Origin of the sequence: Delftia sp. Lp-1, assembly GCF_020523835.1 — a bacterium.
GTDB classification, from domain to species: domain Bacteria; phylum Pseudomonadota; class Gammaproteobacteria; order Burkholderiales; family Burkholderiaceae_C; genus Comamonas; species Comamonas acidovorans.
Window position 1 is genome coordinate 26,426 of sequence record NZ_JAJALJ010000001.1, and the last position, 22,607, is coordinate 49,032.

Here is a 22,607-nt window from a genome sequence, read left to right on the forward strand (position 1 = left end):
CGCGTGGGCGTCGCCAGGCCGTTAGGCTTGGCCACCTATGCGAGTGACTTTCTGCTGCGAAGACACCAGGCCCGACGCCTGGCTGCAAGGACTGCGCGCGGCCCTGCCGGGCGCCGAGGTGGACATCTGGTCGCCGGGCGCGCCGCAGGCCGACTACGCCCTGGTCTGGGCGCCGCCCCAGCGCTTCATCGACGAGCAGCCGGGACTCAAGGCCCTGTTCAACATCGGCGCGGGCGTCGATGCGCTGCTGCCGCTGCGCCTGCCGGCCGACCTTCCCGTCTACCGCCTGGAGGACGCCGGCATGGCCGTGCAGATGGCCGAATATGTCTGCCAGGCCGTGATCCGCTTCTTCCGGGGCGTGGACGGCTACGAGGCCGACATGGCCGCCGGCCTGTGGCAGCACCGGCCCAATCCTCGGCGCGTGGACTTCCCCGTGGGCGTCATGGGGCTGGGCCGCATGGGCGAGCGCGTGGCGCGCGCGCTGACGGTGTTCGATTTCCCCGTCAACGGTTGGAGCCGTACGCCGCATGCCATCGACGGCGTGCGTGGCTTCTGCGGCCCGCAGGACTTCGACGCCTTTCTGCGCGCCACCCGCATCCTCGTCAACCTGCTGCCGCTGACGCCCGAGACCGACAGCATCATCGACGCGCGCAGCCTGGCCCTGCTGCAGCCGGGCGCCTATGTCATCAACGTGGGACGCGGCGGCCATGTGGCGGACGAGGACCTCATCGCCGCCATCGACGGGGGCCATGTGTCCGGCGCGTTGCTCGACGTGTTCCGCACCGAGCCGCTGCCCGACGGCCATGCCTTCTGGCGGCATCCGCGCATCACGCTCACGCCCCACACCTCGGCCCGCACCCTGGCGCGCGACAGCGTGGAGCAGATCGTGGGCAAGGTCGCGGCGCTGAGCCGGGGCGAGGCCGTGAGCGGCCGCGTGGACCTGCAGCGCGGCTACTGACGGGCGCGCTCAGTCCAGCGTCACGCCGGTGCTGCGCACCAGCGCGCCCAGGCGCTGGGAGTCGCTCCTGATCAAGGCGCCGAATTCGGCCGCCGTGCCGCCCACGGCCGGCGTGCCGATGGCCTCCCAGCGCGTGCGGAAGGTCGGGTCCTTGAAGATGGCGTTGACCGTGGCATTGAGTTTGTCGATGGCGGCGGGCGGCGTCCCCGCGCGCACGGCAATGCCATGCCAGCCCGTGATCTGGTAGCCGGGCACGCCGGCCTGGGCCATGGTGGGCACATCGGGCAGCACCTTGCTGCGCTCGGCCGAGGTGACGGCCAGCGGGATCAGGCGCCCGCCCTGGATGTGCTGCAGCGAGCTGCCCACGATGTCGAACATCACGCCTACCTGGCCGCCGATCAGGTCGTTGAGTGCCGGTCCCGCACCCCGGTAGGGCACATGGCCCAGCTTGACTTGCTCCATGGAGTTGAACAGCTCGCCCGCCAGGTGCTGGGGCGTGCCGTTGCCGGCCGAGGCAAAGCTCAGTGTCTTGCCCGTTTTGGCCAGGGCCAGCAGCTCGGCCACGGTCTTGACGCCCAGCGAGGGATGCACTTCCAGCACCAGCGGGAAGGCCGACAGCTGCACCACGGGCTCCAGGTCCTTGAGCGGGTTGAAGGGCATGCTCTTGTACAGCGAGGAATTCACGGCCATGGGGCCGCTGGCGGCCAGCAGCAGGGTGTGGCCGTCGGCCGGTGCCTGGCGGGCCACCTCGGCGCTGCCCAGGTTGCCGCCCGCGCCGCTCTTGTTCTCCACGATGACGGTCACACCCAGGCGCTGCTGCAGCTCGGGCTGCAGCATGCGTGCCATCAGGTCGGTGGGGCCGCCGGGCGGATAGGGCACGACGAAGCGGATGGTCTTGCTGGGGAATGCCGGCGACGGGGTCTGGGCCGAGGCCTGGCCCGCCAGGCCCAGGGCCATGAAGGCCAGGGGAAGCGCCGTGAATGCGGTGGCTGCCTTGATTTTGGCGATGGCGTCACGCCGCGTGCCGTGGGTGGGCTGTTGCATGGTTGTGTCTCCTGCCTGTGGTTGGAATGGAAGGCCCGTCTTGTGCGGGCTCATGGGCCTATCGGCTTAACGGCTTAACGGCTTATCGGCCTGTAAGGCGCCTGGTGCTCAGCCCGGTGTGAAGCGCCGGCGTATGTCGTCGGCCGTGGCCAGGGAGCGGCCCAGCGCCTGGGCGGACACCACGGCCTGGCGGACCAGGGCGGCGTTGTCGGGCGCGGTGTGGCCGTCCCGCGTCAGCAGGTTGTTCTCGAAGCCCACGCGCGCATGGCCTCCGAAGGCGGCGGCTGCCGCGATGCAGGTGTTTTCCGTGGCGCCGAAGGCGCACACGGCCCAGGGCTCGCCGCCGTCATGTGCCGCAAGAAAGGGCAGCAGGTCCTGCGGCCGCGAGGTCTGGCCCGCGCTGTAGCGGCCCAGGACGAAGAGCAGGAACCAGGGCGCCTCGGGCACCACGCCCTGGGCGCGCAGCGCCTGCCAGCGGCGCAGGTCGGCCACGTCGTAGAGGATGACCTGCACCATGACCTGGTCGCGCACCAGGCCCGTGAAAAAGTGCGCCAGTCCCGCATCGCCGATCTCGGGCTGGTCGATCTCGCGCAGGCCGATGGAGACGGCCTCGGGCCGCAGCGCCTGCACCATGGCGATCTGCTCGGGCGCGCGGTAGACGCCGGCCGCCTCGCTGGTGATCTGCACCACCATGTCCGTGCCCACGGCCTCGCGCACCACGCGCCAGGCTTCGCGGTAGCAGTCCACATCCAGGCTGTGGCGTCCCTGGGCGTCGCGGATGTGCATGTGGATCATGGCCGCGCCGGCATCCAGGCAGGCGCGTGCCGTGGCAGCCAGCGTCTGCGGTGTGATCGGCAGGGCTCGGTGGTCGGCCGGCTGCTTGTAGGCGCCGTTGGGGGCCACGGTGATGATCAGCGGGTCGCTCCACTGCGACGTGGTTGACGTGGGCGATGTGGGCGACGCGGTTGACGTGGGGACCGGCGTGCTCATGGCGTGTCCTGTGCCTGCTCCGGCACCGGCAGCTCGCTGGCCAGCAGGGCCAGGCCCTGGCGCAGCAGCGCGTCGTAGCGGGCACGCTCGGCCAGGCGGCGGTCCTCGGGCCAGTCGAAGAAGCCCTTGCCGGTCTTCATGCCCAGATCGCCGCGCGCCACGCGATCGCGCAGGGCCTGGGCCGGCACATCGGTGTTGGACAGCGTGGGGTACATGGTGGCGGCGGCCGCGCAGTGCACCTCGATGCCTGCATGGTCGCGCTGCAGCACGGGGCCGGCTGCCAGGAAGCGGAAGCCGAAGCCGAAGCGCACGGCGGCATCCACGTCCTCGGGCGAGGCAATGCCCTCGTCGATGAGGGCGAAGGCCTCGCGCGACAGCGCATGCTGCATGCGGTTGGCCAGAAAGCCGGGCTTGTCCTTCTTCACCAGCACGGGCACGCTGCCGCAGCCGCGCATGAAGCCGTGCAGCCACTGGCCCAGGGCCGGGTCGCTGCGCTCTCCCAGCACCACTTCCACCAGTGGCACCAAATGGGCGGGCATGAAGAAGTGCAGGCCCAGCATGCGCTGCGCCGTGGACAGGCCGCTGGCGATGGCGCTGATGGGAAAGCCCGAGCTGTTGCTGGCCAGCACGGCGTCGGCCGGCGCATGCGCCTGCAGTTCGGCGAACAGTGCCTGCTTGGCATCCAGCCGCTCGGTGATGCATTCCACCACCAGGGCGACGCCGTCCCAGGCCACATCCTCCAGCGCCGCGCAGACCGAGACCTGGGACGCGCACCGGGCAAAGCCGGCCGTGGCCAGCTCGATGGCAATGTGCTGCAGCAGCAGCTCGCGCCGTGCCGCGCCGGGGTCGACCACGGTCACCAGGGCGCCGCCCCGGGCCAGGACCACGGCCACATCGGCACCCATGGTGCCTCCCCCGACGACCACCGTGCGCGCGTTGCGCGGCGAACTGCTGTGCATGCTGTCTCCTGCTGATTTCATGGATTTGAGGCGCAGTCTAGGCAGCCGTCATTGAACGGTAAAGACGCATTTTTCGATAAACTGATCGGCTATGAAGATCAATTGGTCGGCCCGCGAGGTCGATGTCTTTCTGGCGCTGGCCGATTCGCTGAGCTTTCGGCGCACGGCGCTGCAGATGCACCTGTCGCAGTCGGCCGTCTCGGGCACGCTGGCGCGGCTGGAAGAGATGCTGGGCGCGCGCCTGTTCGAGCGCACCACGCGCGCCGTGGAACTGACACAGGCCGGCGAGGTCTTCGCCGAGCAGGCGCGCATCCTGCGCCACCAGATGGACGAGACCGTGCGCCGCGTGCAGGAGGTGGCCCAGGTGCAGGTGGGCCGGCTGGCGCTGGCGGCCCTGCCTTCGCTGGCCGCGGGCCTGCTGCCCCGCGTGCTGGCGCGCTTCGCGGCCGAGCATCCGGGCGTGCATCTGGAGCTGTTCGACAGCCTGGCCGGGCCGGCCTTCGACATGGTGCGCGCAGGCCGCGTGGACTTTGCGCTCACGGCGGCCAACCCCGCCTATGCCGACCTGGACTACCTGCCCCTGGCCTCCGACCGCTTCGTGCTGCTGCTGGGCCGCGGCCATGCGCTGGCGCGCGGGCGCGGCGATCTGGGCTGGGCCGACGTGGCCCATCTGCCCCACATCTCCATGCCGGCCGGCACCAGCGTGCGGCAGTACGCCGACGAGGCCCTGCTGACCCACGGCATACGCTTTGCGCCCCAGTACGCCGTGGAGCACCTGGCCACCATCGCGGCCATGGTGGCCGCCGATCTGGGCGTGAGCGCGCTGCCGCTGCTGGCCGCGCAGGTGGTGCAGCGGCCGGAAGTGGTGGCGCGCCCGCTGGCACGGCCGGTGCTGCGCCGCCCCATCGGCCTGGTGCGCCTGAGCGGCCGCCGCCTGTCGCCGGCTGCCGCGCGCATGGTGGAGATGCTGCGCGAGGAAATGGCGGCCCTGCCGGGCTGAAGGGGGCGCTGGCAGCCGTTGTGCATGGCCCGGCAGGATATGGGGTGGTGCCCGGGCCTGCAAGCCTGGACAATAGGGGCCGTACCCGTCATCCCGGTGAGAACACCCCATGAGCATTCCTTCCCGCGTCAAACTCGTCGATGTAGGCCCCCGCGACGGCCTGCAGAATGAAAAACAGCCCGTGCCCGCCGCCGTCAAGATCGAGCTGGTGCACCGCCTGCAGGAAGCCGGCCTCAAGGAAATCGAGGTCACCAGCTACGTCAGCCCCAAATGGGTGCCGCAGATGGCCGACAACGCCGAAGTCATGGCCGGCATCGTCCGCCGCCCCGGCGTGCGCTACAGCGTGCTCACGCCCAACATGAAGGGCCTGGAGGCCGCGCTGTCGGCGCCGCGTGAACTGTGGCCCGACGAGATCGTGGTCTTCGGCGCAGCCAGCGAGGCCTTCAGCCAGAAGAACATCAACTGCTCCATTGCCGAAAGCATCGAGCGCTTCGCCCCCGTGGCCGAAGCCGCGCGCGCCCAGGGCATCTACGTGCGCGGCGCCATGAGCTGCACCGTGGGCTGCCCCTACGAAGGCGAGATCGCCCCCGAGCGCGTGGCCTACCTGGCCGGCCTCATGAAGGGCATCGGCGTGCAGCATGTGGGCGTGGCCGACACCATCGGCGTGGGCACGCCCGTCAAGGTGCGCAAGGCCATCGAGGCCACGCTGCAGCACTTCGCCATCGACGATGTCTCGGGCCACTTCCACGACACCTACGGCCAGGCCGTGTCCAACACGCTGGCCGCGCTGTCGCTGGGCGTGTGGCAGTTCGACACCTCGGTGGCGGGCCTGGGCGGCTGCCCCTACGCCAAGGGCGCCACGGGCAATGTGGCCACAGAGGACGTGGTCTACATGCTGCAGGGCATGGGCATCGAGACCGGCATCGACCTGGACAAGCTGATTGACGCCGGCCAGTTCATCAGCGACCACCTGGGCCGCCCCACGCAGTCGCGCGTGGCCAAGGCACTGCTCACCAAGCGCGCCAGCGCGGCTGCATGCGAGGCGGTGTGAGCATGTGCGGATCTGAACTCCACCATCTTCCCGAAGGCGTGCAGCGCGTGGCGGCCTTCCTGCAGCAGGCCGGCCACGGCGACGGACCGCGCATGCTGGACGGCGCGGCGCGCACGGCCCAGGAAGCGGCCGACCAGCTGGGCATCCTCGTGGGCCAGGTGGCCAAGAGCATCATCTTCCGCCGCCGCAGCGACGGCGTGGCCGTGCTGGTCGTGGCCTCGGGCGACCGCCGTGTGGACGAGAAGAAGGTCGCCGCCCTGGTCGGCCCGGTGGGCCGTGCCGATGCCGACTTCGTCAAGGCGCAGACGGGCTTTTCCATCGGCGGCGTCAGCCCCGTGGCCCATGCCAACACGCCCGTGACCCTGGTGGACCGGGAGCTGCAGCGTTTCGACACGGTCTGGGCTGCCGCCGGCCATCCGCATGCGGTGTTCGCGGCCACACCGGCCGCGCTGCAACTGCTGGCCGGTGCGCCCTGGGCCGACGTGGTGCAGGAGGTGGCGGCATGATGGGCCCCAAGGAAATGCTGGCCCAGAAGGCCCGCGCCGCATACGCTGCGCGTGCCGAAGAGGAGCCCGTGCTCTCGCCCTGCATCTCGGTCTGCCGCATGACGCCCGACCGCAGCCATTGCGAAGGGTGCTTTCGCACCATCGACGAGATCCGCGCCTGGTCCAAGTCCGATGCGCCGCAGCGCCTGGCCATCTGGAACGCGCTGCTGGAGCGCGCAGGCATCGCGGCCACCGCACCCACCGCACCCTAGATCCCCATCACGACGCACCAGCCATGAAGCAGATCACCTTCCATCTCGACTTCATCTCGCCCTATGCCTGGCTGGCGTTCGCGCAACTGCCGCAGGCGCTGCAGGGCATCAGCCACCACATGCAGTACCGCCCCGTGCTGCTGGGCGCGCTGCTGCAGCGCCACGCCAACCCGGGACCGGCCGGCATCGCGGGCAAGCGCGAATGGACCTACCGCCATGTGAGCTGGCTGGGCCATGCCACGGGCGTGGGGCTGGACATGCCGGCCCGCCATCCGTTCAACCCGCTGCCGCTGCTGCGCCTGGCGCTGGAGTGCAGCGACGACGGCAGCATCAACCGCTTTGTGGCGGACGCCGTGCTGCGCCATGTCTGGCTGGGCGGCGCCGACGCGCTGCACCCCGCGCGGCTCGATGCACTGCGCGCCACGCTGGCGCCGCAGCTGCGCACGGATGCGGCGGACAACGCCAAGCGCCTGCTGCGCGAGAACACCGACGCCGCCGCCGCGCAAGGCCTGTTCGGCGTGCCGGCGTGGGAGGTCGACGGCCGCCTCTTCTGGGGCCTGGACAGCCTGCCCATGCTGCGCGCCTACCTGGAAGGCGACAGCTGGTTCGACAGCGGCTGGGATGCGGCTGCAAGCGTGGAGCAAGGCCTGAAGGTTTGAATGGCGGGGCTGGAACAACGGCCCCGCCCCATGCCCAACGCCTTCAACTTCGCCGCCTCTCCCTTCGACTGCCTCACGCCCGACGAGCAGGCGCTGGTGCGCGATGGCGTGGACATCGCCTACTTTCCCGAGGGCGCCGTGGTGCTGGACGCCGGCTCTGCGCCCACCCACCTGTTCGTCATCATCAAGGGCCATGTGGTGCAGACCGAGGGCGACGAGGTGCTGGCCAGCTACGGCCCCGACGACAGCTTCGACGGCCGCGCCCTGGTGGCCGGCCGCACGGGCAGCCGCTTCACCGTGGCCGAGGAGCTCATCGCCTACCAGCTTGCGCGCGAAACCGTGGGCGAGCTGATCGCGCGCAACACCGCCTTTGGCGCACTGCTGTTCTCCGACCTGGGCCACAAGCTGGGCACATTGGCCCAGCGCGCCGACCGGCACGAATTGCAGTCGCTGACGCTGGCGCGCGTGGACCAGGCCTATCTGCGTGCCGCCCATGTGGTGGATGCGGCCACCGACATCGTCTCCGTGGTGCGCCTGTTCCATGCCGAGCGCACAACCTGCGTGCTGGTCTCGGGACTGCCGCAGGGCGGCCTGGGCATCTTCACGGGCACCACGCTGCAGCGCGCCATCCTTGACGGCCGCCCGCTGGAGCGGCTGGCCGTGGGCGAATTCGCCAGCCAGCCCGTGTTCACCGTGCGCGCCGACGACCAGCTGGGCGATGCCCTGGTCGTGCTGCTGCGCGCCCGCGTGCACCGGCTGGCCGTGCTGGATGCACAGGGCCAGGTGCTGGGCATCCTGGAGGCACTGGACCTGTTCAGCTTTCTGGCCAACCACTCCCATCTCATCACCGTGCAGATCGAGCAGGCCGCCGACCTGCAGGCGCTGGAGCAGGCCGCCGCCCAGATCACGCGCCTGGTGGCCGCCCTGCACCGGGGCGGCACGCGGGTGGCACTGATGGCGCGGCTGGTGCAGCAGCTCAATGCGCGCCTGTTCGAGCGTGCCTGGCAGATGCTGGCGCCGCCGGACCTGGTGGCCCACAGCTGCCTCTTCGTCATGGGCAGCGAGGGGCGCGGCGAGCAATTGCTCAAGACCGACCAGGACAACGGCCTGCTGCTGCGCGACGGCTATGCGCCGCCCCAGGACCTCGATGCCATCTGCGCGCGCTTTTCCGCGCAGCTGCAGCGCTTCGGCTACCCCGAATGCCCGGGCGGCATCATGCTCAGCAATCCGCAATGGCGCGGCACGGTGGCCAGCTTCGGCAGGCAGGTGCGCGAATGGCTGATCCTGCCCGGCCCCGAGGGCCTCATGCACCTGGCGATCTTCCTGGACGCCCATGCCGTGGCCGGCGATGCCGCGCTGCTGGCCACGGTGCGGCGCGACCTGATGGCGCTGGCCCTGGACAGCGATGCCCAGGTGGCGCGCTTCGCCTCGGCCGTCGACGCCTTCGCGCACGAGCCGGGCAGCTGGTGGGAGCGGCTGCTGGGGCGCGGCGGCGAGGGCGCGCCCGTGCACCTCAAGAAGGCCGGCATTTTCCCCATCGTGCATGGCGTGCGCAGCCTGGCGCTGTCCCAGCGCATCGCCGCCACCGGCACGGCCGAGCGCATCGCGGCGCTGGTGGACAAGGGCGTGCTCGACGGCGCCCAGGGGCAGGAGCTGCTCCAGGGCCTGCATTTCCTCATGGGCCTGCGCCTGCAGGCGGGACTGGCCGAGATCGACCTGGGCCGCCCCGTCACCGGCCATGTGGACCCGGCTCGCCTGAGCAGCCTGGAGCGCGACCTGCTCAAGGACACGCTGGCCGTGGTGCGGCGCTTCCGCGAACTGCTGCGCCAGCGCCTGCGGCTGGACGCGGTATGAGCGCGGCGCCCTTGCAGCGCTGGGTGGCGGGCCTGCGGCGCAACTGGCAGCGGCGCAGGCTGGCGGACCCCTCCTATGCCTTTCTCTTCGACGCGCCGCCGCCCGGCGAATGGGTGGCGCTGGACTGCGAGACCACGGGCCTGGATGTGCGCTGCGACGAGATCATCTCCATCGGCGCCGTGCGCATCGTGGGCGAGCGCATCCTGTCCAGCGAACGCCTGGAACTGCTGGTGCGCCCCTCGCGCAGCGTGCCCGGCGACAGCGTGCGCATCCACCGCCTGCGCGAGCGGGACCTGGCCCGGGGCCTGGCCATCGAGGACGCGCTGGCGCAGCTGCTGCGCTTCATCGGCAGCCGCCCGCTGGTCGGCTACTACCTGGAATTCGACGTGGCCATGATCGAGCGCGTGCTGCGCCCCTGGCTGGGCACGGGCCTGCCCAACGAGCGCATCGAGGTCTCGGCCCTGTACTACGACCACCGCTTCCGGCAACTGCTGCCCTGGCAGCAGCAGGCGCCCGAGATCGACCTGCGCTTTGCCACGCTGATGGCCGACCTGGGCCTGCCGCAACGCGAGGCCCACGACGCGCTCAACGACGCCGTGATGGCGGCGCTGGCCTTCATCAAGCTGCGCAGGCTGGCCGGCGCGACGTAGGGCGCCCGGAAAGGCGTTCGCTCAAGCGGCGGAGACTGACGGGTTCAGGCTGTACAGGCCGGTGATGCTGGCCTTGCCCAGCACCTGGCCGGCTTGCAGCGCCGCGCGCACATTGGCGCCGGTCAGCTCGCCGGAGACCGCCAGCGTGGGCGTGGCCAGCGCATAGACGGTGAAGATGTAGTGGTGGACGATGCTGTCGTTCCACGGAGGGCAGGGGCCGTCGTAGCCGAAGTAGTCGCCCTTCATCTGCTCGTCGCCCGCGAACCAGCCCGTGTAGTCGTTGATGCCGTGGCGCAGGCCGCCGGGGGCGGCCGGGCCGCTCTTGCCGCGCGGCGTGACGCCGTCGGACTGGGCGCCTGCCGCGATCTCGGTGGTGGCGGCCGGAATGTCCAGCAGCAGCCAGTGGAAGAAATCCACGCGCGGCAGGCTGGCCGGCACTTCGCGGCCTTCCTGGTTCACATCGTCGCCGCGGCTGGGCACGTCGGGGTCATGGCAGACCACGACGAAGGACTGCGTGCCTGCGGGCGCGCCGCTCCAGGCCAGGTGCGGGTTGCGGTTGAACGACAGCGCTACGTGCGAGGCCGCATCGGGCACCGCGAACGCGAATTCGCCGGGAATCGCCTGGCCGTCCTGGAAGCTTTGGCTGATGAGTTGCATGTCGGATCTGTCCTGTGCGTTGAAGAGGGAAGCGGTGCTGCACACGCGAAGCTGCGCAGACCCCGCAAGTCTAGAGGCCTGGACGGCGCCGGCCATCGCAGATCCGATCGCGCGCCTTCTCCAGCCGATCAATCTGAGGGCGGCTGCTGCCACGCCAACGAAAAAGCCGGGCGCTGGGCCCGGCTTTTCATGGTGGGTGCCTGAGGGGCTCGGTGGCTCAGTGGCCCGAAGCACCCGAGGCGCCAAGGCCTGTTTCCGAGCGCACCTGCTGCGCGGGGAAGATGGCGCGTTCCTTGGCGGCCTGGGCGCTCTTGTCGAGCACCGAGAACAGCCACACGCCCACGAAGCCGATGGTCATGGAGAACAGCGCGGGCGAGGCGTAGGGGAACCAGGCCGAGCCTGCGGGGTTGCCCAGCGTGGCCTCCCACACCGGGGGCGAGACCACGGTCAGGCCCACGGAGGAGATCAGGCCCATGAAGCCGCCGATCACCGCGCCCTTGGTGGTGCAATCCTTCCACAGCACCGACAGCAGCAGCGGGGGGAAGTTGGCCGAGGCCGCGACCGCGAAGGCCAGCGACACCATGAAGGCGATGTTCTGCTTCTCGAACACGATGCCCAGCAGCACGGCGATGGCGCCCAGCGTCAGCGTGGTGATGCGCGAGACGCGCAGCTCGGCGGCGCTGTCGGCCTTGCCCTTCTTGATCACGGTGGCGTACAGGTCATGCGACACGGCCGAGGCGCCCGACAGCGTCAGGCCTGCGACCACGGCCAGGATGGTGGCGAAGGCCACGGCCGAGATGAAGCCGTAGAAAACGTCGCCGCCCACGCTCTTGGCCACCAGCACGGCCGCCATGTTGGCCGTGCCCGCGCCGCCGTGGATCACGCCCTTGACCGTATCGGCCATCTCGGGATTGGTCAGCACCAGGGTGATGGCGCCGAAGCCGATGATGAAGATCAGCACGTAGAAGTAGCCGATCCAGGTCGTGGCCCAGAACACGCTCTTGCGTGCTTCCTTGGCGTCGGGCACGGTGAAGAAGCGCATCAGGATGTGGGGCAGGCCCAGCGTGCCGAACATCAGCGCCATGCCGAAGCTGATGGCCGAGATCGGGTCCTTGATGAAGCCGCCCGGGCCCATGATGGCCAGGCCCGCCTTGGCGGCGGCCGAGGGGTCGGCGCCGTTGTTGGCAGCGATCTCGGAGCGCACGCGCACGCCTTCTGCGAACAGCGCCTCGGGGCTGAAGCCGTACTTGGCCAGCACCATGAAGCCCATGAAGGTCACGCCGGCCAGCAGCATGCAGGCCTTGATGATCTGCACCCAGGTCGTGGCCGTCATGCCGCCGAACAGCACATAGATCATCATCAGGCCGCCCACCAGCACCACGGCGATCCAGTAGTCCAGGCCGAACAGCAGCTTGATCAGCTGGCCCGCGCCCACCATCTGCGCGATCAGGTAGAAGGCCACCACCACCAGCGTGCCGCTGGCCGCGAAGGCGCGGAACGGCGTCTGGGAGAAGCGGTAGCCTGCCACGTCGGCGAAGGTGAACTTGCCCAGGTTGCGCAGGCGCTCGGCCAGCAGGAAGGTCAGGATGGGCCAGCCCACCAGGAAGCCGATGGAGTAGATCAGGCCGTCATAGCCGCTGGCCATGACCGAGGCCGAGATGCCCAGGAAGGAGGCGGCCGACATGTAGTCGCCCGCAATCGCCAGGCCGTTCTGAAAGCCCGTGATGCCGCCACCGGCCGTATAGAAGTCGGCGGCCGACTTGGTGCGGCCTGCAGCCCACTTGGTGATCCACAGCGTGGCCACGACGAAGGCCGTGAAGAGAATGATGGCGGTCCAGTTGGTGGCCTGCTTGGCGGCCACGCCGACATCGCCGCCGGCGGCCAGCACGGGCCCCGTCAGGGCCAGCGCCACGGCGGGCGCCAGCAGCATGCGTTGTGCGGAATTCTTCATTTCGTGGCGTCCTTCAGGATGTCCTGGGTGAGCTTGTCGTACTCGCCATTGGCGCGGCGCACGTAGAGGCCGGTGATGATCACCGAGAAGACGATCACGCCCATGGCGATCGGGATGCCCAGCGAGGTAACGCCCGCGCCAATGGGCTGGGCCAGAAATGATTTGTCGAAGGCAATCAGCGCGATATAGCCGTAATACACGACCAGCATCAGCAGCGTCAGAAAAAGGCCCAGGCGATTGCGTCTGGATCGCAACTCCTGGTATTTGGGATGGCGCTGTATTTTGTCTACCACCGGATCGGTCATGGTTTGTCTCCTGAAGTTGGAATCGCGGCGGCAGCCCCATGGATCTGCAGCCTTGCGGCGCATTCTGGAAAGCGCTTCTGACCGAGTGCTTACGCAGTGCAGCATGGTTTGGCAGGGTTTTTACGGTGCTTTTCACATGGAAAAAGACGGCATCAGGGTTGCTGCTGAGTTAGTAAGAAATCGTTCAGTTCGCCGTCAATTTCTGTAAGAGGTGAGTCAGATTCGCGTCAGCAGGCAGGCGGATAGTGAATTGGCGGGCCAATGTCAAACCCGCTGCAAATTCAATAAATCAAGGAGACAGACATGGCTATCAACGCATCGCAAGGCGCGGGGGTCAAGGCGACCCCGCGGCCCATGACTCCGGAAGAACGCAAGGTGATCTTTGCCTCGTCGCTAGGCACGGTTTTCGAGTGGTACGACTTCTATCTCTACGGATCGCTGGCGGCCATCATCGCCAAGCAATTCTTCAGCGGGCTCGATGCGGGATCGGCCTTCATCTTCGCGCTGCTGGCCTTCGCGGCCGGCTTCATCGTGCGGCCCTTCGGCGCACTGGTGTTCGGGCGGCTGGGCGACATGATCGGGCGCAAGTACACCTTCCTCGTGACCATCCTGATCATGGGCCTGTCGACCTTCATCGTCGGCATCCTGCCCACCTACGCCAGCATCGGCGTGGCGGCGCCGGTGATCCTCATCGGCCTGCGCATGCTGCAGGGCCTGGCCCTGGGCGGCGAGTACGGCGGTGCGGCCACCTACGTGGCCGAGCATGCGCCGCACGGCAAGCGCGGCGCCTACACCTCGTGGATCCAGACCACGGCAACGCTGGGCCTGTTCCTGTCGCTGCTGGTGATCCTGGGCGTGCGCACCTCCATCGGCGAGCAGGCCTTTGCGGACTGGGGCTGGCGCATTCCCTTCCTGCTGTCCATCGTGCTGCTGGGCATCTCGGTGTGGATCCGCATGACGCTGTCCGAGTCGCCGGCCTTCCAGAAGATGAAGGCCGAGGGCAAGGTCTCCAAGTCCCCGCTGACCGAGTCCTTCGGCCAATGGCGCAACCTCAAGATCGTGATCCTGGCGCTGATCGGCCTGACCGCCGGCCAGGCCGTGGTCTGGTACACGGGGCAGTTCTATGCGCTGTTCTTCCTGACGCAGCAGCTCAAGGTCGATGCGGTGACGGCCAATCTGCTGATCGCGGCGGCGCTGATCATCGGCACGCCGTTCTTCGTGATCTTCGGCTCGCTGTCCGACAAGATAGGCCGCAAGCCCATCATCATGCTGGGCTGCGTGCTGGCCGTGGTGACCTACTTCCCCGTGTTCAAGGCGCTGACCGAAGCGGCCAACCCCGACCTGGCTGCGGCACAGGCCAAGAGCAAGGTGGTCATCGTCGCCGATCCCAAGGAATGCTCGTTCCAGTTCAATCCCACGGGCACCTCCAAGTTCACCAGTTCCTGCGACGTGGCCAAGCAGTTGCTGGCCGCAGGCTCGGTCAGCTATGACTCCGAGGACGCAGCGCCCGGCAAGACGGCCTTCATCCGCATCGGCAGCACCGAGATCCCCTCGTTCTCCATCAAGGGCCTGAGCCCCGAGGAAGCCAAGGCCAAGGACGCCGAGTTCAAGAAGACCGTGGCCAAGGTGCTGGCCGAGGACGGCTACCCCACCAAGGCCGACCCCGCGAAGATGAACAAGGTGATGATGGTCGCCATCCTGACCTACCTGGTCATCCTCGTGACCATGGTCTACGGGCCCATCGCCGCCATGCTGGTGGAACTGTTCCCCACGCGCATCCGCTATACCTCGATGAGCCTGCCGTATCACATCGGCAATGGATGGTTCGGCGGCCTGCTGCCCACCATGTCCTTCGCCATCGTGGCCCAGACCGGCAACATGTACAGCGGCCTCTGGTATCCCATCGTCATTGCAGGCGCCACGGCCATCATCGGCACGCTGTTCCTGCGCGAGACCAAGGATGTGGATATCTACGCTAATGATTGAGTGAAGGCACCCCCTGAGCGGCTTACGCCGCTTCCCCCTCTCTGCTTGCTTCGCAAGGGAGGGGGACGACACCCTCGCGGCGGGGCGGCCCTTGCTTGGTGTCCCTGGCTTTGGGCCGCGCCGGGTTCATGCGATGTGCGTGTTATCGGCCGGAGTTTTTTGCTCTGCATTGATGAAAGCCCATGGCGGTTTGCCGTGGGCTTTTTCTTTGGGTGCTTCTAATGGTTTTCCATGTCATGCCTGTGGCAGCAAAGCATCAGATGGCGCATTTTCAGAGGCGGGCATACATTTTTTGACATGCCCGCACCTAGAATCCGCAGCAGCCGCAAATGGCACTGATCTAGAGCCGGAGTCGGCCCTGAGATTTCAAGAATACCCACTCAACAATCCCAAGGAGATGCCGAGATGATCAAGATGAACCGCGTTGCCCTGGCCGTGCTGGCCGTGCTGGGTTCCACCACCGTGATGGCGCAAAGCAGCGTCACGATCTATGGCCGTATCAACACCACGATCGAGCGCCAGAAGATCGGTGACGAAAGCGTCAGCAAGATGGAGAACAACTCCTCGCGTTGGGGCATGCGCGGTGTCGAAGATCTGGGCGGCGGCCTGAAGGCCGGCTTCGTGCTGGAAAGCGGTTTCGCTTCCGACACCGGCATGGGCTCCTCCTCCACCGGCGCGCTGACCTTCGGCCGCCAGAGCGAAGTGAACCTGTCGGGCAACTTCGGTATGCTGCGCCTGGGCAACTTCTTCCCCGGCTCGTACTTCGCCACGGCCGACTACGTGAGCATGCACAACCATGACACGGGTTCGTCCTCCGACGCGCTGTACTTCGATCCCGTCTGGTTCGCCAGCGGCCTGGGCACCGCCAACAAGATCTCCTACACCACGCCCAACTTCGGCGGCCTTACGGTGGAAGGCTCGGTCTCCATGCACGAGAAGGCCACCGCCCTGTCCAAGAAGAAGAACGGCTACGACCTGGCTGCCAACTACAACGTGGGCCCCCTGGCCCTGGGCGCCGGCTACAGCCAGTTCGACGAAGACAAGCAGCTGGCCTTCCGCGCTGCCTACACTCTCGGCCAGTTCGTGCTGGGCGGCTACTACCAGCGCAACGACGAAGAAATCCGCGGCACGCGCAACAACTTCCGTCTGTCGGGCATGTACACCCTGGGCGCTTCCGAGTTCCACGTGAACCTGGGCCACGCCAACAAGTGGAGCAACATTGCCGACTCCGGCGCCAACCAGTGGACCCTGGGCTACAACTACAACCTGAGCAAGCGCACCAAGGTCTACGGCTACTACACCAAGGTGGACAACAAGGCCGGCGCCAACTACATGACCGGTGTGAAGGGCGCGGACTTCTCGTCCTTCGCCGTCGGCGTGCGCCACGCATTCTGATCGCCGCGCGGCGTAAGCCGCGAGCAAAGCAGGTCTGTTCCAATCAGCACCTGCCTGCCATCAGGCCTCGTACCGAAAGGTGCGGGGCCTTTTTGTCTGGGCTCGTCTTTTCAAAGCCTGATCAAGGAAAAAACCATGAGGATCATCGCGGCCGGTTGTCTGGCCTTTGTTGTCGTGTCGCTGCTGGCCGTCACCCAGGTGAAGGGTGTGCCGGGTGAGCAGGCCATGCCTGCCTCCGTGCAGATGGCCAAGTAAGCCCTCGGCAAGAGGCACGAGCCCCGGACTGGTTCCGGGGTTTTTTTATGGTCGCGCGGATGCGTTGAGGGGGTATCTTTTTGTTTAACCTGTATGAAAATACAGGTATTGAGAAGCGTCTGATGCCTGACGCATGGACTGCCTAGAATGTTTGGCTCCCACTGACCACAGAACACCCATGACGCACGGTCTGATTCGAATTCGCGGCGCACGCCAGCACAATCTCCAGAACCTGGATCTCGACATCCGTACCGGCGAGCTGACCGTGGTCACGGGGCCCAGCGGCTCGGGCAAGTCCAGCCTGGTGTTCGATACCCTGTATGCCGAAGGCCAGCGCCGCTATGTCGAGACCTTCTCGGCCTATGCGCGCCAGTTCCTGGACCGCATGGACAAGCCGGCCGTGGACCGTGTGGAGGGGGTGCCACCGGCCATCGCCATCGACCAGACCAACCCCGTCCGCAACTCGCGCTCCACCGTGGGCACGATGACCGAGCTCAACGATCACCTGAAGCTGCTGTTTGCGCGCGCAGCCCAGCTGTTCGACCGCGACACCGCCGTGCCCGTGCGCCACGACACGCCCGACAGCGTGCTGGAGGAGCTGGCCGAGCGTTGCCGGCAGGCCGGTGATCCGCGCATCGCCATCACCTTCCCCGTCGAGCTGCCCGCCAACACCACGGCCGCCGAGGTGGAGCAATGGCTGTCGGCCAGCGGCTTCACCAAGGTCCAGGCCGAGCGCGAGGCCGAGAAGGCCGGCGCCGTGGAGCCTGCTGCAGACGCCAAGGGCAAGAAGGCCAAGGCGGCGGCGCCGCTCAAGGTCAAGATGCTGGACGTGGTGGCCGACCGCTTCCGCCTGGGCAATGTGGAGCGGGCCCGGGTCTACGAGGCCATCGAGGTCGCACTCAAGCGCGGCAGCGGCCACATGACGGTCTATGTGCTGCCTGAGTCCGCCGTGGAAGCTGCAGGTGCCCAGCCCACTGAACCCCAGCTGTGGAAGTTCTCGCTGGGCCTGCACTGCCCCGAAAGCGGCCTGAGCTACCAGGAGCCGATTCCCTCGCTGTTCTCCTTCAACTCCGCCGTGGGCGCCTGCGAGGCCTGCCGTGGCTTTGGCCGCGTGATCGGCGTGGACTGGGGGCTGGTCATCCCCAACGACAAGCTCACGCTGCGCACGGGCGCCATCAAGCCCGTGCAGACACCGGCCTGGAAGGAGATCCAGGACGACCTGATGCGCCATGCCGAGGCCGAAGGCATTCCGCGCGACACGGCCTGGGCCAAGCTCACCGACGCGCAGAAAAGCTGGGTGCTGGACGGCTCGCCCAACTGGAACGGCAAGTGGACCCAGACCTGGTACGGCATCAAGCGCTTCTTCGAATACCTGGAGAGCAAGGCCTACAAGATGCACATCCGGGTGCTGCTGTCCAAGTACCGCAGCTATACCGAATGCCCCACCTGCGGCGGCGCGCGCCTGAAGACCGAAAGCCTGCTGTGGCGCCTGGGCGGCAAGCAGGCCGCCGATGCCGTGCTGCCGCCCGGCGACGAAGGCCGCTACCGCCGCTTCATGCCGAAGGGCGTGGCCTGGAGCCGTGAGCAGCTGGACGCGCTGCCGGGCCTGTGTCTGCACGACCTGATGCAGCTGCCCCTGGTGCGGCTGCGCGACTTCTTCCAGCAGCTGGCGCCGGCTGCCGACGCCCCATTGCATGACGGCGAGGCCCAGGCGCTCAAGATGCTGCACGCCGAAATCATGGCGCGCGTGCAGTACCTGTGCGACGTGGGCATCGGCTACCTCACGCTGGACCGCCAGAGCCGCACGCTGTCGGGCGGCGAGGTGCAGCGCATCAACCTGACCACGGCCCTGGGCACCTCGCTGGTCAACACCCTGTTCGTGCTCGACGAGCCCAGCATCGGCCTGCACCCGCGCGACATGGAACGCATCACCGAGGCCATGCAGCGCCTGCGCGATGCGGGCAACACCCTGGTCGTGGTCGAGCACGACCCGGCCGTGATGTTCGCGGCCGACCGCATGATCGACATGGGCCCCGGCCCCGGCGCGCGCGGCGGCCAGATCGTGTTCGACGGCACGCCCGAGGACCTGCGCCATGCCGACACGCTGACCGGCGCCTACCTGGGCGGCCGCAAGCAGGTGGGCTTCGGCCTCAAGCGCATGGTGACCGAGTCCACGCCGCGGCTCATCCTCGAAGGCGCGCGCGAGCACAACCTGCGCAGCATCGACGTGGACTTTCCGCTGCAGCGCCTGGTCACCATCACCGGCGTCAGTGGCTCGGGCAAGTCCACGCTGATCCAGGACGTGCTGGTGCCCGCGCTGATGCGCCACTTCGGCAAGCCCACGGATGCGGCCGGCGCCTTCGAGCGCCTGCTGGGCGCCGACCACCTGAGCGACGTGATGTTCGTGGACCAGTCGCCCATCGGCAAGACGGCGCGCTCCAACCCGGCCAGCTACGTGGGCGCCTGGGACTCCATTCGCGAGCTGTTCGCCATTGCGCCGCTGTCGCGCCAGCGCGGCTACACGGCCGCCAAGTTCAGCTTCAACAGCGGCGACGGCCGCTGCCCCACCTGCGGCGGCTCGGGCTTCGAGCATGTGGAGATGCAGTTCCTCTCCGATGTCTACCTGCGCTGCCCCGACTGCAACGGCACGCGCTACCGCCCCGAGATCCTGGAAGTCACGATCGAGCGCCACGCGGCCGGCGAGCTGCAGCCGCGCAAGCTCAACGTGGCCGATGTGCTGGAACTCACCGTGGCCGAGGCGGCCCTGCTGTTCGCGCAGGACCGCGAGGTCATCCGCGCCCTGCAGCCCATCGTCGATGTGGGCCTTGAATACGTGAAGCTGGGCCAGCCCGTGCCCACGCTGTCGGGCGGCGAGGCCCAGCGCCTCAAGCTCGCGGGCTTTCTGGCCGAGGCGGCCAAGTCCCAGGCCAAGTCGAAGCAGGCGCTGGCCAAGAAGGGCACATTGTTCCTGTTCGACGAGCCCACCACGGGCCTGCACTTCGACGACATCGCCAAGCTCATGCGCGCGCTGCGCAAGCTGCTGGAGGCCGGGCACTCGCTGATCGTCATCGAGCACAACCTCGACGTGATCCGTGCCAGCGACTGGCTGATCGACCTCGGCCCCGAAGGCGGCGACGGCGGCGGCGCCATCGTGGCCCAGGGCACGCCCGAGGAAGTGCGCCAGATTCCCGGCTCGCACACGGCCCAGGCGCTGCGCGAGTACGACCTGGCCATGGGCGTGGGCGGCGAGGCCGTGCGCGAGGTCGCTCCCATGCTCTACAAGAGCCAGCGCAAGGCGCATGCCATGTCGGGCGCCGCGGCCAGGAATGCCATCGAGATCGTCAACGCCAAGGAGCACAACCTCAAGCAGCTGTCGGTGGAGATCCCGCGTGGCAAGTTCAACGTGGTGACGGGTGTCTCGGGCTCGGGCAAGTCCACGCTGGCCTTCGACATCCTGTTCAACGAAGGGCAGCGCCGCTATCTGGAGTCGCTCAACGCCTATGCGCGCTCCATCGTCCAGCCTGCGGGCCGGCCCGAGGTGGACGCGGTCTACGGCATTCCGCCCACCGTGGCCATCGAGCAGCGCCTGTCGCGCGGCGGGCGCAAGTCCACCGTGGGCACGACCACCGAGGTCTGGCACTTCCTGCGCCTGCTGTACGTCAAGCTGGGCACGCAGCACTGCATCCACGACGGCGCCGCCGTGCAGCCGCAGACGGCGGAAAGCATCGCGGCCCAATTGCTCACGCAGTTCAGGGGCCAGACCATCGGCCTGCTGGCGCCGCTGGTGGTCAACCGCAAGGGCGTCTACACCGAGCTGGCCGACTGGGCACGGCCGCGCGGCTACACCCATCTGCGCGTGGACGGCGAATTCCTGCCCACCACGGGATTCCCGCGCATCGACCGCTTCAAGGAGCACACCATCGAACTGCCCGTGGCCAGCGTCACCGTCACGGCGGCCAATGAGCGCGAACTGCGCGGCCACCTGGCGCAGGCGCTGGAAACAGGCAAGGGCGTGCTGCATGTGCTGTCCGGCCTGGACAACCTGGCCGATGCCATGGCCGGCGGCCGGAGCACGGCCGGCATCGGCAGCCTGCAGGTGTTCTCCACCCAGCGCGCCTGCCCGGTCTGCGCCACCAGCTATGCCGAGCTGGACCCGCGCCTGTTTTCCTACAACAGCAAGCACGGCTGGTGCCCCGACTGCGTGGGCACGGGCGTCAAGCTCACCAAGGACCAGCGCAAGGTCTATGACGACACCCTGCTGGTCGAGGACAACCGGGGCCGCGAGGTCAAGTTCGAAGGCCAGGAAATCGAAGACCTGGCCGAAGTGACCTGCCCCACCTGCCAGGGCACACGCCTGAACGCCACGGCGCGCGCCGTGCGCTTCCACGGCGTGGGCATTGCCGAGATCGCCCAGCTGTCGGTCAACGACGTGCGCCAATGGGTGCAGGCGCTGGCCCTGTCCGGACGCGAGTCCGACATTGCGCGCGACCTCATCCCCGAGATCCAGAGCCGCCTCGAATTCCTCGAGGAAGTGGGCCTGGGCTACCTGACGCTGGACCGTGGCGCGCCCACGCTGTCGGGCGGCGAGGCCCAGCGCATCCGCCTGGCCGCGCAACTGGGCAGCAACCTGCAGGGCGTGTGCTATGTGCTGGACGAACCCACCATCGGCCTGCATGCGCGCGACAACCAGATCCTGCTCAACGCCCTGCACAAGCTGGGCGACAAGGGCAACACCCTAGTCGTGGTCGAGCATGACGAAGACACCATCCGCCGCGCCGACCACATCATCGACATCGGCCCCAGCGCCGGCATACGCGGCGGCCGCCTGGTGGCCCAGGGCACGGCGGCCGACATCATGGCGGCCGAGGACTCCATCACGGGCCGCTACCTGCTGCACGCCATGCGCCACCCGTTCCAGCCGCGCCGCTGGGTGGGCGAAGGCCAGCCGCCGCAGGCGGCCGCCGAGCTTGCAGCAGTGGCCGAACCGGTGCCGGAACCCGCGCCTGTCAAGGTATCCAAATCCAAAAAGAAGGCCGCGCATGTCGTTGTCGAAGCCGAGCCCGCCTCCGACGCACTGGGCTGGCTGACCGTGCGCGGCGCCCACTTGCACAACCTGCAGAACGTGGATGCGCGCGTGCCGCTCAAGCGACTGGTGGCCGTCACCGGCGTCAGCGGCTCGGGCAAGTCCACGCTGGCGCGCGACGTGATGCTGGCCAATGTGGCCGCCTGGGTGGGCCAGCGCGCCACCAAGGCCGGGCGCGATGCCATGGACGCCGGCAAGGCGCCGCCGCTGTCCGGCTGCAAGGGCCTGCAGGGCTTCGAGGGCATTGACCGCGTGCTGGAAGTGGACCAGACCCCCATCGGCAAGACGCCGCGCAGCTGCCCGGCCACCTACATCGGCTTCTGGGACACTATCCGCAAGCTCTATGCCGAAACGCTGGAGGCCAAGGCGCGCGGCTACGCGGCCGGCCGCTTCTCGTTCAACACCGGCGAAGGCCGCTGCCCGGCCTGCGAGGGCCAGGGCATGCGCACCATCGAGATGAGCTTCCTGCCCGACGTGAAGGTGCCCTGCGAGGTCTGCCACGGCGCGCGCTTCAACCCCGAGACCCTGGCCGTCTCCTGGCGCGGCAAGAGCATTGGCGACGTGCTGCAGATGGAGGTGGACGAGGCCGTCGAGTTCTTCGCCAGCATGCCCAGCATCGCCCACCCGCTGCAGCTGCTCAAGGACGTGGGACTGGGCTATCTCACGCTGGGCCAGCCCTCGCCCACGTTGTCGGGCGGCGAAGCCCAGCGCATCAAGCTCGTCACCGAGCTGACCAAGGTGCGCGACGACGTGACCCGGCGCGGCAACAAGGCGCCGCACACGCTCTATGTGCTGGACGAACCCACGGTGGGCCTGCACATGGCCGATGTGGACAAGCTCATCCGCGTGCTGCATCGCCTGGTCGATGCGGGCCACAGCGTGGTCGTCATCGAGCATGACCTGGACGTGATCGCCGAGGCCGACTGGATCATCGACCTCGGCCCCGAAGGCGGCAAGGACGGCGGCCGCATCATCGCGGCCGGCACGCCCGAGGATCTGGTGGCTGCGGGCACGCACACGGGCAAGGCGCTCAAGCCCGTGCTGGCCCGTTGA

General features: G+C 68.2%; 17 protein-coding genes. 11 read left to right on the forward strand and 6 right to left on the reverse strand.

The features are described 5' to 3' along the window. Positions 1–37 precede the first annotated feature (37 nt). On the forward strand, positions 38–958 hold the full coding sequence (locus LGR64_RS00125) for a 2-hydroxyacid dehydrogenase (RefSeq protein WP_141829028.1): 921 nt from the start codon (positions 38–40) through the stop codon (positions 956–958). A 9-nt stretch (positions 959–967) separates the two neighbouring features. On the opposite strand, the gene LGR64_RS00130 is transcribed toward LGR64_RS00125, so the two are convergent. The 3 genes from LGR64_RS00130 to LGR64_RS00140 form a co-directional block, all read right to left on the reverse strand. Continuing rightward, a complete protein-coding gene (locus LGR64_RS00130) occupies positions 968–2,002 on the reverse strand; it encodes a Bug family tripartite tricarboxylate transporter substrate binding protein (protein ID WP_141829026.1) in 1,035 nt (344 codons plus the stop codon). A 108-nt stretch (positions 2,003–2,110) separates the two neighbouring features. Continuing rightward, positions 2,111–2,992 carry a 3-keto-5-aminohexanoate cleavage protein gene (locus LGR64_RS00135; protein WP_141829024.1) on the reverse strand — a complete coding sequence of 294 codons (882 nt, stop codon included), beginning with the start codon at positions 2,990–2,992 and terminating at the stop codon, positions 2,111–2,113. Next, complete coding sequence (locus LGR64_RS00140) at positions 2,989–3,951, reverse strand: 3-hydroxyacyl-CoA dehydrogenase family protein (RefSeq protein WP_141829022.1); 963 nt, start codon at positions 3,949–3,951, stop codon at positions 2,989–2,991. The genes LGR64_RS00135 and LGR64_RS00140 overlap by 4 nt, the downstream gene beginning before the upstream one ends. Before the next feature lie 91 nt (positions 3,952–4,042). On the opposite strand from LGR64_RS00140, the gene LGR64_RS00145 reads away from it, so the two are divergent. The 7 genes from LGR64_RS00145 to LGR64_RS00175 all read left to right on the forward strand — a co-directional run bounded on the left by LGR64_RS00145 (position 4,043) and on the right by LGR64_RS00175 (position 9,922). Continuing rightward, complete coding sequence (locus LGR64_RS00145; protein WP_012207762.1) at positions 4,043–4,951, forward strand: LysR family transcriptional regulator; 909 nt, start codon at positions 4,043–4,045, stop codon at positions 4,949–4,951. Positions 4,952–5,060: 109 nt separating this feature from the next. Further along, on the forward strand, positions 5,061–6,002 hold the full coding sequence (locus LGR64_RS00150) for a hydroxymethylglutaryl-CoA lyase (RefSeq protein WP_043820259.1): 942 nt from the start codon (positions 5,061–5,063) through the stop codon (positions 6,000–6,002). Positions 6,003–6,004: 2 nt separating this feature from the next. Further along, positions 6,005–6,508, forward strand: coding sequence for a YbaK/EbsC family protein (locus LGR64_RS00155; RefSeq protein ID WP_013800403.1), 504 nt, complete (start codon positions 6,005–6,007; stop codon positions 6,506–6,508). Beyond that, a complete protein-coding gene (locus LGR64_RS00160) occupies positions 6,508–6,759 on the forward strand; it encodes a DUF1289 domain-containing protein (RefSeq protein WP_230356140.1) in 252 nt (83 codons plus the stop codon). The genes LGR64_RS00155 and LGR64_RS00160 overlap by 1 nt, the downstream gene beginning before the upstream one ends. A gap of 23 nt (positions 6,760–6,782) precedes the next feature. After that, positions 6,783–7,418, forward strand: coding sequence for a DsbA family protein (locus LGR64_RS00165; protein ID WP_141829018.1), 636 nt, complete (start codon positions 6,783–6,785; stop codon positions 7,416–7,418). After that, the gene (locus LGR64_RS00170) at positions 7,419–9,272 is read left to right on the forward strand and encodes a DUF294 nucleotidyltransferase-like domain-containing protein (protein ID WP_034397377.1); all 1,854 of its coding nucleotides are present in this window, start codon (positions 7,419–7,421) and stop codon (positions 9,270–9,272) included. Then, a complete protein-coding gene (locus LGR64_RS00175; protein WP_141829016.1) occupies positions 9,269–9,922 on the forward strand; it encodes a 3'-5' exonuclease in 654 nt (217 codons plus the stop codon). Before LGR64_RS00170 ends, LGR64_RS00175 begins: the two co-directional genes overlap by 4 nt. Before the next feature lie 21 nt (positions 9,923–9,943). On the opposite strand, the gene LGR64_RS00180 is transcribed toward LGR64_RS00175, so the two are convergent. From LGR64_RS00180 to LGR64_RS00190, 3 genes are all read right to left on the reverse strand, one after another. After that, positions 9,944–10,579: a YbhB/YbcL family Raf kinase inhibitor-like protein gene (locus LGR64_RS00180; protein ID WP_141829014.1), complete on the reverse strand. Its 636-nt coding sequence runs from the start codon at positions 10,577–10,579 to the stop codon at positions 9,944–9,946. A gap of 217 nt (positions 10,580–10,796) precedes the next feature. Continuing rightward, the gene (locus LGR64_RS00185) at positions 10,797–12,530 is read right to left on the reverse strand and encodes a cation acetate symporter (protein ID WP_012207754.1); all 1,734 of its coding nucleotides are present in this window, start codon (positions 12,528–12,530) and stop codon (positions 10,797–10,799) included. Further along, positions 12,527–12,835 (reverse strand): DUF485 domain-containing protein, encoded by a 309-nt coding sequence (locus tag LGR64_RS00190; protein ID WP_013800408.1) that lies wholly within the window; start codon positions 12,833–12,835, stop codon positions 12,527–12,529. Before LGR64_RS00190 ends, LGR64_RS00185 begins: the two co-directional genes overlap by 4 nt. A gap of 303 nt (positions 12,836–13,138) precedes the next feature. On the opposite strand from LGR64_RS00190, the gene LGR64_RS00195 reads away from it, so the two are divergent. The 3 genes from LGR64_RS00195 (at position 13,139) to uvrA (ending at position 22,607) form a co-directional block, all read left to right on the forward strand. After that, positions 13,139–14,821 (forward strand): MFS transporter, encoded by a 1,683-nt coding sequence (locus tag LGR64_RS00195; RefSeq protein ID WP_034397371.1) that lies wholly within the window; start codon positions 13,139–13,141, stop codon positions 14,819–14,821. Positions 14,822–15,226: 405 nt separating this feature from the next. Beyond that, a complete protein-coding gene (locus tag LGR64_RS00200; RefSeq protein WP_141829012.1) occupies positions 15,227–16,216 on the forward strand; it encodes a porin in 990 nt (329 codons plus the stop codon). A gap of 433 nt (positions 16,217–16,649) precedes the next feature. Further along, positions 16,650–22,607, forward strand: coding sequence for an excinuclease ABC subunit UvrA (uvrA, locus tag LGR64_RS00205; protein WP_141829010.1), 5,958 nt, complete (start codon positions 16,650–16,652; stop codon positions 22,605–22,607).

What these genes read in the sequence shown, in the direction of transcription:
- LGR64_RS00125 (WP_141829028.1), top strand. Translation starts at nt 38, where the DNA reads ATGCGAGTGACTTTCTGCTGCGAAGACACCAGGCCCGACGCCTGGCTG.
- LGR64_RS00130 (WP_141829026.1), bottom strand. Translation starts at nt 2,002, where the DNA reads ATGCAACAGCCCACCCACGGCACGCGGCGTGACGCCATCGCCAAAATC.
- LGR64_RS00135 (WP_141829024.1), bottom strand. Translation starts at nt 2,992, where the DNA reads ATGAGCACGCCGGTCCCCACGTCAACCGCGTCGCCCACATCGCCCACG.
- LGR64_RS00140 (WP_141829022.1), bottom strand. Translation starts at nt 3,951, where the DNA reads ATGCACAGCAGTTCGCCGCGCAACGCGCGCACGGTGGTCGTCGGGGGA.
- LGR64_RS00145 (WP_012207762.1), top strand. Translation starts at nt 4,043, where the DNA reads ATGAAGATCAATTGGTCGGCCCGCGAGGTCGATGTCTTTCTGGCGCTG.
- LGR64_RS00150 (WP_043820259.1), top strand. Translation starts at nt 5,061, where the DNA reads ATGAGCATTCCTTCCCGCGTCAAACTCGTCGATGTAGGCCCCCGCGAC.
- LGR64_RS00155 (WP_013800403.1), top strand. Translation starts at nt 6,005, where the DNA reads ATGTGCGGATCTGAACTCCACCATCTTCCCGAAGGCGTGCAGCGCGTG.
- LGR64_RS00160 (WP_230356140.1), top strand. Translation starts at nt 6,508, where the DNA reads ATGGGCCCCAAGGAAATGCTGGCCCAGAAGGCCCGCGCCGCATACGCT.
- LGR64_RS00165 (WP_141829018.1), top strand. Translation starts at nt 6,783, where the DNA reads ATGAAGCAGATCACCTTCCATCTCGACTTCATCTCGCCCTATGCCTGG.
- LGR64_RS00170 (WP_034397377.1), top strand. Translation starts at nt 7,419, where the DNA reads ATGGCGGGGCTGGAACAACGGCCCCGCCCCATGCCCAACGCCTTCAAC.
- LGR64_RS00175 (WP_141829016.1), top strand. Translation starts at nt 9,269, where the DNA reads ATGAGCGCGGCGCCCTTGCAGCGCTGGGTGGCGGGCCTGCGGCGCAAC.
- LGR64_RS00180 (WP_141829014.1), bottom strand. Translation starts at nt 10,579, where the DNA reads ATGCAACTCATCAGCCAAAGCTTCCAGGACGGCCAGGCGATTCCCGGC.
- LGR64_RS00185 (WP_012207754.1), bottom strand. Translation starts at nt 12,530, where the DNA reads ATGAAGAATTCCGCACAACGCATGCTGCTGGCGCCCGCCGTGGCGCTG.
- LGR64_RS00190 (WP_013800408.1), bottom strand. Translation starts at nt 12,835, where the DNA reads ATGACCGATCCGGTGGTAGACAAAATACAGCGCCATCCCAAATACCAG.
- LGR64_RS00195 (WP_034397371.1), top strand. Translation starts at nt 13,139, where the DNA reads ATGGCTATCAACGCATCGCAAGGCGCGGGGGTCAAGGCGACCCCGCGG.
- LGR64_RS00200 (WP_141829012.1), top strand. Translation starts at nt 15,227, where the DNA reads ATGATCAAGATGAACCGCGTTGCCCTGGCCGTGCTGGCCGTGCTGGGT.
- uvrA (WP_141829010.1), top strand. Translation starts at nt 16,650, where the DNA reads ATGACGCACGGTCTGATTCGAATTCGCGGCGCACGCCAGCACAATCTC.